This is a genomic window from Bradyrhizobium sp. (assembly GCF_030654605.1).
In the GTDB taxonomy this organism is placed as follows: Bacteria; Pseudomonadota; Alphaproteobacteria; order Rhizobiales; family Xanthobacteraceae; genus Bradyrhizobium.
In genome coordinates, this window is sequence record NZ_JAURXB010000201.1 from 1 (window position 1) to 9,625 (window position 9,625).

Genomic DNA, 9,625 nt, shown 5'->3' on the forward strand with positions numbered 1-9,625 from the left:
CAATGTCAGGACCAGCTACTGGGAGCTCGCCGAGCAGGTTTCCCTGGATCGCGACGCGACGCCGGGAGCCGTGCCCAAGGCGTCAGCCCAGCGCTCACTGGCTGGACATTCGGTTCAGCGGCTGGATATCCCCGACAAGGTTTTCGCGCACCCCCGTTTCATTCACGATGCCGCGCTCCCCGGGATGCTGCATGGCCGGGTGCTGCGATCGGGGCTGTCGGCGGCGAAACTCACCGCTTTGAAAGAGGATGGCGCGCGCGCCATCACCGACCTTGTCGCTATCGTGCGCGACGGCAATTTCGTGGGGGTCGTCAGCGAAACCGAGGATAGTGCGCAGGCCGCCGTCAAAGCCTTGCGCAAGGGCGCGACATGGTCGTCAGATGACACGCTTCCCGACGAAGACCAACTGGCTGCGTTCCTGAAGGCCCAGCCATCGGAGCCGACGGTGATCGACACCAGGACGGCGTCAGTGCCCCGCGGAGCGACGCGGACAATCCGGCGACAATACACCCGTCCCTATATTGCGCACGCCTCGATCGCGCCGTCCTGCGCCATGGCGCAGTGGACCGCGCAGGACCGGGTCCATGTCTGGACCCACAGCCAGGGGGTCTATCTTCTCCGCGCCGATCTCGCGCTGGTTCTGAAATTGCCGGCCGGGAACATCTCGGTCGAGCATATGGAGGGCGCCGGCTGCTACGGGCACAATGCCGCCGACGACGTCGCGCTCGACGCCGTGTTGCTGGCAAGGGCGGCCGACGGACGGCCGGTCCGTGTGCAATGGTCGCGCGAGGACGAGATGTCCCACGCGCCGTTCGGAGCGGCGATGGCGATCGAGATCGAGGCCGATCTCGATGCGCAGCACGAGATCGTCAATTGGCATCACTCGATCTGGAGCAACGGTCATGCCGCACGGCCCGGACGCGCAGCTTCACCGGCGCTGCTGGCTGGAACCGAGCTGGCAAATCCGTTTCCGCGCACCATCTCCACCAATCCGCCGCAAGCCAATGGCGGCGGCGCCGATCGCAATTCGATCCCGCTCTATGATTTTCCGGCCTGGCGGATCGAAAGTCATCGCCTGCTGACCATGCCCATCCGAACCTCCGCGCTGCGGACGTTGGGAGCCCAAGGCAACGTGTTCGCGATCGAATGTTTTCTCGATGAGCTCGCCGCCGAGCGCGGCGAGAATCCGGTCGATTTCCGGTTGCGCCATCTGTCGGACGAGCGTGCCAAGGACGTGATCCGCGCCGCCGCGAAACGTGCGAAGTGGGAGCCGGACAAGCAGGCCGGCACAGGCTACGGCCTCGGCTTTGCGCGCTACAAGAACACCGGCGCCTATTGTGCTGTTATCGCCGAGGTCGAGGGGGCCGAGGACATCCGCGTCAGGCGCTTGACTATCGCGGTCGATGTCGGCGAAGCGATCAATCCGGACGGGGTGATCAACCAGATCGAAGGCGGCGCGATCCAGGCCACCAGCTGGGTCTTGAAGGAGCGCGTCCGCTTCGACCGGCAGCGCATCACCAGCACCACCTGGGGAGCTTATCCGATCCTTCGCTTCAGCGAAGTGCCCGACGTACAGGTCGAGCTGATCCAGCGGCCCGACAGTTACCCCCTCGGCGCCGGTGAAGCGGCACACGGCCCGGTCACAGCAGCGATCGCCAACGCCGTGTTCGATGGGCTTGGCGTGCGCGTCCGCAACCTGCCGATCACACGCGACAGCCTGATCGCCGCAATGGAATTGAGCTCATGACGGCGTTGAACATCCTGAGCGGCGGCGCGGCGCAGGGCCTGATCGCCAGTCTTGCGCCACAATTCAAGGCGCAGACCGGCCTCGACATAACGGGTGAGTTCGGCGCGGTCGGCGCCATGGCCGACAAATTGCGCTCGGGCACCAAGGCCGACATCATTATTCTGACGGCGGCGATTATCGCCAGGCTGGCGGAAGAGCGTTGGGTGGTCCCCGCTTCCATCGCCGACATTGGCATGGTGGAGACCGCGGTCGCCGTCCGCACCGGCGATTCCTTGGTCAAGGTCAATGATGAGGCGGGGCTGCGCGATGCGTTGCGCGCAGCGGACGCGATCTTCGTTCCCGATATCAAGGCGTCTACCGCCGGAATCCACGTGGCGAAGATTCTGCAGCAACTCGGCATCGCCGGCGAGGTGGCGAGCCGGCTCCGAATCTTTCCGAACGGCGCGACCGCGATGCGCCAACTGGCCGAAACCGACGCGCTCAGGCCGATCGGCTGCACGCAATCGACCGAGATCATCAGCACCAAAGGCGTGGCTTTATCGGGCTCACTGCCCCGGGGCTGCGACCTCTCGACGATGTACACGGCAGCGGTGGCCACTCGGGCCGCTCATGCGCCGCAGGCGCAGGGCCTGATCGATCTGTTGATTGGCGCCGGTCAACGCGAGGTGCGAACACGCGCCGGCTTCATTGACGCCAGGCCGTAACGTCGCGCAGACGGTGTTCAATGGCCGCTCGACCGCCATTTCAACAGCCGCCTCTCGACCATCGACATCGCGAGCGCGGTCAGATAGCCGATGACGCCGAGCAGGATCACGCCGGCAAACAGGTCTGCCGAGCGGAACGACCGGGCCGACAGCAACACCCAGTGTCCGAGGCCGTCGAGGCCGGCGAGAATTTCGCAGACCACGGACAGGATCAGCGCCACGGTCACGCTCAACCGCATGCCCGCCAGGATGTCGGGACTTGCCGACGGCAACGCGATCTTGAAAATGATCGCCAACCGCGACATGTGCAGCGACCGCGCCACCTCGTAGAGCCGCGGCTCGACGGCCGCGAAGCCGTGAATGGTTGCCAGCAGCATCGGCCAGATTGCGCCGAACGCGATCACGAACAGCGCCATGCTCTGGGTCAACCCGAACATCGCAATCGCGACCGGAATAACGGCAGATACCGGCAGCGGCCTCAGGAATTCCAGCGACGGCGCGACGTAACTTCGCATCGTGCGTGACGACCCGATCATCGCGCCAAGCGCGATGCCCGCGATGGATGCCACGAACCAGCCATAGGCCATGTGTTCCAGGGTCCCGAGCAGCTTGTCCAGGAGGTCGCCGCTGGCAAATCCCCGTACCAGCGATGCCCAGGCGCGATCCGGTCCCGGCAGGAACACCGGCGATACCAGCCGCTGATCGGCAATCAGCTGCCACAACGCGACAAAGCCCGCGGCGACGGCGAAGCTGGCGGCGCGCCAGTACAGCACGGAGCGGTTCATGCCGAATCTCCAACCAGCGCCGCGCGCCCGAACAAATGGCGTTGCGCGACCATGAGACCGGTGTTCAGAAAGTAGCCGATCAGGCCGATCCAGAACAGATAGGCCAGCATCAGGTCCGGCCGCAGCGCCTGCTGCGCGGTCATGATCGCAGCACCCAGCCCGATCGGATTGATCGCGATCTCGACCGTGACGGCGACGATCAGCGCGATGCCTGCGGCGAGGCGGAACGCCAGAAAAATCCGCGGCAGCGCCGCCGGAATGATGATCTTGCGAACCCGGTCCGTTGGTGACAAACGCAGAGCGCGCGATACCTCCATCAAACGCGGCTCAATGCCGCCGACGGCCGCGCGGGTCAGAATCAGGATCGGCCAGACGCATGCGAATGCGACGATCACGATCTCCATGCGATAGCCGAAACCCAGCGCGATCAGCGCGATCGGCAACAGCGCGATGGACGGGATGGGCCGGATCGCCTCGATGGTGACTTCCATCAGGCGGTCGAAGATGTGAAAAATGCCAAGCGCAATACCGAAGGCAAGGCCGACGGCCCCACCGATCGAGAGCCCGGCGAACGCCGAGATCAGCGTATCCCGTGTCGCAGTCAGCATGGAGCCGTCCTGGAATGCCTCGACAAGGGCCGCGGCAATGGCGCTCGGCGGCGCCAGCGAGTCGCTTTGCAGATGAACCGCCCGGGCCCAGATCTCCAATATGGCCAGGATCGTGATCGGAAGCAGCAGCGCCTTGATGCGCTCCGGGATCATGCTTCCGACGCCTTGATGAAATCGAACAGTTCGCGGCGCAGCCGCAGGAATTCGGGGTTTTCGCGTGTCGTCAGCTGGTCGCGAGGCCGCGGCAGATCTATCTTGAGCTCGATACCGATGCGGCCGGGATGCGGCAACAGGCCTATGACACGATCGCCCAGATAGATCGCCTCTTCCAGATCGTGGGTGACGAACACGACCGTGGCATCGCTGGCACGAACCAGCGACAGGACTTCGTCCTGCAGCCCCTGACGCGTCATCGCATCGAGCGCGCCGAACGGCTCGTCCATCAATAGCGCTTTGGGCTCCTGCGCGAGACAGCGCGCGATCTGCAGGCGCTGCTGCATGCCGCCGGACATTTCCGCCGGATATTTTCCGGCGTGGTTGGGCAATCCGACCTTTTTCAGCAATTCGTCGATGCGGGCGGCGCGCTGCGAGGCGGCCATGCCGGACGCCTCCAGCGCCAGCGACACGTTGCCGGAGGCGGTTCGCCATGGCAGCAGCGCCTTGCCGTAGTCCTGAAAGACGATGGCAATATCGCGCCGCGGCGCCAGCATCGGCTTGCCGTCGAAGGCCACGGTACCGCTGGTCGGCTGATACAATCCGGCCGCAAGCCGCAGCGCGGTGGTCTTGCCGCAGCCCGACGCGCCGATGATGCAGAGGAATTCACCCGGCTTCACGTCAAGGCTGATATTTTCCAGGATTGCCTTGCCGCCGAGATTGAGCGTGACGCCGGAAAATGCGATCTGAGCCCGCCCGGGACGAGGGCCGTTCGCGCTTTGATTTACGGCAGCAATCCTGTTCACGACTAGCCCCCCTTGGCCGGCGGATAGACGTAATTGAGCGTTGAGCCCAAATGGGACCTGAGCATGGTTTGTGCGCCATCGTCATTGCGCGCAAGAACCAGATCCGCCAGCTTCTGATGGGCTGCGACAAAATCCTTGCCGCTGCCCAGGCCGCGCATCATGACCCGGCGATACCGGTAGGCCTGATCATAGAGATCCGAATGCGCCGTCAGCAACCGTCGCGAGCCGCAAGCCGCCAGCAGCGCGGTGTGAAATGCCTTGTGCAAGGCGTCGAACTCCGGCGCCCCCTCGCGAAACCTGTCGCCGGTTCGTTGAATGTGCCGGCGCATTTGATGCAGCGCGCTGACAATTCCCGCTTCCCAGACATCGTCGCCATGCGTCATCGCAAGCCGCAGCGCCTCGATCTCGACCACCGTCCGCATCTGCGTAATGTCTTGCAGATCCTCGCGGCTGACATCGGCCACCCGGAAACCGCGCTGGCCGATTCCGACGATCAGTCCCCTGGAAATGAGCCGGGACAGGCCCTCGCGCAGCGGCGTGGCGCCGATGTCGTAGCGCTGGACCAGATCAACGATTCCAAGGCGCGCGCCAGGTGCGAGATCGCCGGCAATGATGTCGCGCTGCACCAGGCTGGCCGCGCGCTCGCTCAAGGTGTCCGAACCGGACACCTCTCCTGAACCGCTTTGCACCGCCGATGTCATGCCCTGTTCTATTTCAGGATCAGCTTGTTGAGGTCGAGCTTGCTCTGCAACATTTTCTGCGACGCCATGATGTCGATCCACCACGCCAGCTGCTCCGCCTTGAGGATCGGTTCCGACCGGTTCGGCGGCGTGGCCTTGACCAGTTCGATGGGCTGCTTGGTGAATTTTTGAATCGAGGCGGAGGCTTTTTCCCGGTCGTTGTTGACGATGGGGGCAGCTTCGGCAATCGCCGCGCGGAATTTCTTGATGGTGTCGGGATTCTTCTCCGCCCATTCGCGCGAGGCGGCGTAGAAAATGATCGGTTCGGTCCGCGCGAGTTCAACTGCATAGCGGGCGCCGACCGAGCCCAGTCCGGCATTTGTCATCCGGGTCACGAACGGCTCAGCCGTCAGGACGGCATCGACACTGCCCGACTTCACGATATCCATCATGGTCGGGAACGTCACCTCGACAAAATTGACTTTCTTGGGATCAACGCCCTTCTCAACCAGCCATTTCACGAACAGGACATGCAGGAACGCTCCGAGCCCGGGCGCACCGACCTTCTTGCCGATGAAATCCTTTGGCTCGTTGATGACGATACCATTGCGGACGAACGCGCTGACATTGCCGTTCGTGGTTGGACTCATCACGCTCGCACCCGCAAGCGCTACCAGGTCGAGGCCGCCATCGGCTGCCTGCAGGAACACGGTGGAGGTTGGCCCTCCGATGTGGATCGAGTTGGAGAGGATCGCGGCCGGAATGTTCGAATTGATGCCAATCAACACCATTTCGGCATCGAGCCCATGTTTCTTGAAGATGCCCTCGTCGATCGCGACCATGGCCGAAGCGCAGTCGGAAGTCGCGGTGCAGCCGATCTGGATTTTGGTCTGTGCTTGTGCAGGGCCGGCGGCCAGAAGCGCCGCAAAACTCACTGCCGCCAGGAATCTGGTCATGGATCGCCTCCCGATTGCGATATTTTCCATCGCCTCTTGTTTATCGATATTTTTAATGATCATATATTTTGTGAAACCACAAGGGGAGACAGCGGTGAAACTTGCGACATTTCGATCCGGCGGCCGGGAAAAGATCGGTCTGGTCCACCGTGATGACTCCCGGCTGTTCGACCTGGCAGCGGCTGCGGACCGGGAGGGCAAATCCAATCCGGCCTTCGCGTCGATGCTGTCGCTGATCGATGCGGGCTCCCCGGCCCTGGACCAGGCCCGGACGTTGTTCGACAAGAGCGGCAAGGATGAAAGCTTGTCCGAAAATGTCGCCGCTGCCGAGATCCTGGCGCCGATCCCCGAGCCGCGGCAAATGCGCGACGGCATGTCGTTTCCACTGCACATTCTGCAGGCTCCGCGCGGCCAGCTCAAGCTCGCGGCGCGCGCCAAGAACGACATGGCGGAGCTGGCGCGGATCGACGCCGAACCGCTTGGCGAACTGCCCGAGGTCTACCGCAAGCAACCGATCTACTACTTCACCAACCGCTTCAGCGTACGCGGAACCAACACCACGGTGAAGTGGCCGCGCTACAGCAAGGTGATGGATTACGAACTCGAGTTCGGCATCGTTACCAGGAACAAGGGCGCCAATATCCCGGCCTCGAAGGCCGCGGACCACATCTTCGGCTACACCATCTTCAACGATTTCTCGGCGCGCGATGCCCAGCGCATCGAGATGGAAGGACGGCTCGGCCCGGCCAAGGGCAAGAGCTTCGACGGCGGCAACGTCATGGGACCGTGGATCGTCACGCCGGACGAGATCGGCGACCCCTACAAACTCAGGATGGAAGCCCGCGTCAACGGCAAGATGCGATCGCAGGGCGTTACCGAAGGAATGCTGTTTTCGTTCGAGGAGATCATTGCCCACGTCACCAGGGATGAAACCCTGATGCCCGGCGAATTCATCGGGTCAGGCACCGTCGGCAACGGCTGCGGGCTTGAACTCGGCTGGTATCTCGAACACGGCGACAGCATCGAACTCGAGGTCGAAAAGATCGGAATTCTGAAAAACAAGGTCGAGCGGCAGGACGCCTGAGGCTTGATACATCGATAAAAACATTAAAACTCTTCGAGGAAACGCCTATGGCCAGACGACTGATCGACATTTCCGTGCCGCTGCAAAACGACGTGCCGGCCGACCCGCCCGGTGGACATCCCACCATCCAGTACATCGATCACCAGCAGGGCCTGCCGCGCATGCTGCAGTTCTTCGACGGGCTGAAGGCCGAGGATCTGCCGGACGGTCAAGGCTGGGCGGTCGAGCAGGTACAGCTCTCCACCCACAACGGCACCCATCTCGATGCGCCCTGGCACTTTCATCCCACCATGAACCATGGCGAGCGCTCGTGGACCATCGATGAAGTGCCGCTGGAATGGTGCCTGCAACCCGGCGTGAAGCTGGATTTCCGGCATTTGCCGGACGGCTATGTCGCAACGGCAAAAGATGTTGAAAACGAGCTGAAGCGCATCGGCCACACCCTCTCGCCGCTGGAAATCGTCGTGGTCAACACCTCTGCCGGGATCAAATACGGCCGGCAGGATTACGTCACGTCAGGTTGCGGCATGGGCTATGAGGCGACGATGTATCTGCTCGAGCGCGGCGTGCGGCTGACCGGCATCGACGGCTGGAGCTGGGATGCGCCATTCATCCATACCGCGAAGAAATACGCGGAGACCAGGGACGCCAGCCTGATCTGGGAAGGCCACAAGGCCGGGCGACACATCGGCTATTGCCATATCGAAAAGCTGCACAACCTCGAGCAACTGCCGTCGACCGGATTCACCGTGTCGTGTTTCCCGGTCAAGATCGAGCGTGCCTCGGCGGGATGGACCCGGGCGGTCGCCATCATCGATGGGTAAAGCTGCGGCGCGTCGCTAACCGGCGAGCCGCGGCAAAGCCTTCAGGGCCTTGTCGTGGTCGATGCGGCGGATTCGCCACCGTCACAACGGCGCCAGCTAATCGCCGTTGTCGCCTGATCCCGCCTCGGCCATCGCCTGCAGCGGTTCGGCACTCAGCACGACGATGGCGCCGTGTTCGAGGCGCACCCATTTCCGATCGGCCCAGACCCGCAACTGCTTGTTGATGCTTTCCCGGGTCATGCCGACCATTTCGCTGATTTCCTGCTGGGTCACGGCGATGGTCCGGCCGCCGGGCGCAAGCTTGTGTTTTTCGGTGAGACGAAGGAGCGCGCTGGCCAGCCGGCCTGGCAGGTTTTGCAGGATGATCTGTTCGACCTGTTCGCTGGTCCGGCGCAGGCGCGTGCATAACAGCTCGATGAACTTCATCGCCAGCGCCGGCTGGCTTCTCAGAAACGGAATGAATTCGCGGCGGTCGATGATGAAAAGCTCGCAGCTGGTATTTGCCGTGGCGTCGGCGGACCTGACCTGCCCGTCCAGCACCGTTATTTCCCCGAAGATCTCGCCGGCGCCGATCAAATTCAAAATCGCGCTGCGGCCGTCGACGGAGGAGGTGCTGATCTTGACGGTACCGCTGATCACCGCAAACATGCTGGTGCCGGGATCGCCCTTGGAAAAGATCGTGGCGCCCCGCTTCAACGTGGAGTGCTTGGCGTAACGGCAGAGCTGGTCGAACGCCTCGGGTTCAAGATCGCAGAAGATCGGATGCTTGCGCAGCACCGATAATTTGCTGCTCGGAACCTCGCGAGCTTCGCCCGTCTTGTCTTGAGGTACGCCGGTCGCGACCATCTGATACTTTGCCCATCAACGGCGGATCCTGCTGAATGCAAGGCTTTGACAAGAGCAATGATCCGCCGTGCCGTAATTTATACCCTCGCGGACCGCGCACGGCAAGAAAGGCCCCGGTTATATCGGGGCCTTTCAAATGGTTGCTCGCCAAGGATGCGATAATTAAGCGAACAATTTTAAATAGGCGCAAGGGCTGGATCTGGGGCGCGGAGGGATATCAATCCCCAGCCGCCAACCGGTCTATTCGGGCCTCGGCCGTCACTTCAATTCCGGATTGGGGCAGAGCATGTGAAGGCCGATGTAGATGATCCCGTTGTGGGCAAAGACCTTCACGATCAGGTCGTGGGTCGCATCAACGTTGTCTCCGACCTTCAGTAACATCGGCAGTGGGGAAGCGGATTTGAGGTTGGCCGATACGATTTCGGTGAGACG

Annotated in this window: 10 protein-coding genes; 4 read left to right on the top strand and 6 right to left on the bottom strand. The window is 62.6% G+C overall.

What is annotated here, in order from left to right; all coding sequences use genetic code 11:
- Positions 1 to 1,747, top strand: a 1,747-nt coding sequence (locus tag Q7U29_RS18525; protein WP_304743816.1) for a xanthine dehydrogenase family protein molybdopterin-binding subunit, incomplete at its 5' end; no start/stop codon positions are given.
- Positions 1,744 to 2,451 (top strand): substrate-binding domain-containing protein, encoded by a 708-nt coding sequence (locus Q7U29_RS18530; protein WP_304743817.1) that lies wholly within the window; start codon positions 1,744 to 1,746, stop codon positions 2,449 to 2,451. The genes Q7U29_RS18525 and Q7U29_RS18530, both read left to right, overlap by 4 nt.
- A 17-nt stretch (positions 2,452 to 2,468) precedes the next feature.
- Here the strand turns inward: Q7U29_RS18530 and Q7U29_RS18535 are convergent, their stop codons facing one another.
- The 5 genes from Q7U29_RS18535 to Q7U29_RS18555 are packed head-to-tail and all read right to left on the bottom strand — an operon-like array spanning position 2,469 to position 6,502.
- The gene (locus Q7U29_RS18535; RefSeq protein WP_304743818.1) at positions 2,469 to 3,236 is read right to left on the bottom strand and encodes an ABC transporter permease; all 768 of its coding nucleotides are present in this window, start codon (positions 3,234 to 3,236) and stop codon (positions 2,469 to 2,471) included.
- Positions 3,233 to 3,997 (bottom strand): ABC transporter permease, encoded by a 765-nt coding sequence (locus tag Q7U29_RS18540; RefSeq protein ID WP_304743819.1) that lies wholly within the window; start codon positions 3,995 to 3,997, stop codon positions 3,233 to 3,235. Before Q7U29_RS18540 ends, Q7U29_RS18535 begins: the two co-directional genes overlap by 4 nt.
- Positions 3,994 to 4,794, bottom strand: coding sequence for an ABC transporter ATP-binding protein (locus Q7U29_RS18545; RefSeq protein WP_370691779.1), 801 nt, complete (start codon positions 4,792 to 4,794; stop codon positions 3,994 to 3,996). Before Q7U29_RS18545 ends, Q7U29_RS18540 begins: the two co-directional genes overlap by 4 nt.
- Before the next feature lie 11 nt (positions 4,795 to 4,805).
- Positions 4,806 to 5,504: a GntR family transcriptional regulator gene (locus Q7U29_RS18550; RefSeq protein WP_304743821.1), complete on the bottom strand. Its 699-nt coding sequence runs from the start codon at positions 5,502 to 5,504 to the stop codon at positions 4,806 to 4,808.
- 8 nt (positions 5,505 to 5,512) lie between these two features.
- On the bottom strand, positions 5,513 to 6,502 hold the full coding sequence (locus Q7U29_RS18555) for an ABC transporter substrate-binding protein (RefSeq protein ID WP_370691780.1): 990 nt from the start codon (positions 6,500 to 6,502) through the stop codon (positions 5,513 to 5,515).
- A gap of 31 nt (positions 6,503 to 6,533) precedes the next feature.
- On the opposite strand from Q7U29_RS18555, the gene Q7U29_RS18560 reads away from it, so the two are divergent.
- Positions 6,534 to 7,523 carry a fumarylacetoacetate hydrolase family protein gene (locus Q7U29_RS18560; RefSeq protein ID WP_370691778.1) on the top strand — a complete coding sequence of 330 codons (990 nt, stop codon included), beginning with the start codon at positions 6,534 to 6,536 and terminating at the stop codon, positions 7,521 to 7,523.
- Between the two features lie 47 nt (positions 7,524 to 7,570).
- Positions 7,571 to 8,347, top strand: coding sequence for a cyclase family protein (locus Q7U29_RS18565; RefSeq protein WP_304743824.1), 777 nt, complete (start codon positions 7,571 to 7,573; stop codon positions 8,345 to 8,347).
- Between the two features lie 96 nt (positions 8,348 to 8,443).
- On the opposite strand, the gene Q7U29_RS18570 is transcribed toward Q7U29_RS18565, so the two are convergent.
- Positions 8,444 to 9,193, bottom strand: a complete 750-nt coding sequence (locus tag Q7U29_RS18570; RefSeq protein WP_304743825.1) for a Crp/Fnr family transcriptional regulator — start codon at positions 9,191 to 9,193, stop codon at positions 8,444 to 8,446.
- Between the last annotated feature and the right edge of the window lie 432 nt (positions 9,194 to 9,625).

Coding starts and splice junctions, on each gene's coding strand:
- Q7U29_RS18530 (WP_304743817.1), top strand. CDS start 1,744: ATGACGGCGTTGAACATCCTGAGCGGCGGCGCGGCGCAGGGCCTGATC.
- Q7U29_RS18535 (WP_304743818.1), bottom strand. CDS start 3,236: ATGAACCGCTCCGTGCTGTACTGGCGCGCCGCCAGCTTCGCCGTCGCC.
- Q7U29_RS18540 (WP_304743819.1), bottom strand. CDS start 3,997: ATGATCCCGGAGCGCATCAAGGCGCTGCTGCTTCCGATCACGATCCTG.
- Q7U29_RS18550 (WP_304743821.1), bottom strand. CDS start 5,504: ATGACATCGGCGGTGCAAAGCGGTTCAGGAGAGGTGTCCGGTTCGGAC.
- Q7U29_RS18555 (WP_370691780.1), bottom strand. CDS start 6,502: ATGATCATTAAAAATATCGATAAACAAGAGGCGATGGAAAATATCGCA.
- Q7U29_RS18565 (WP_304743824.1), top strand. CDS start 7,571: ATGGCCAGACGACTGATCGACATTTCCGTGCCGCTGCAAAACGACGTG.
- Q7U29_RS18570 (WP_304743825.1), bottom strand. CDS start 9,193: ATGGTCGCGACCGGCGTACCTCAAGACAAGACGGGCGAAGCTCGCGAG.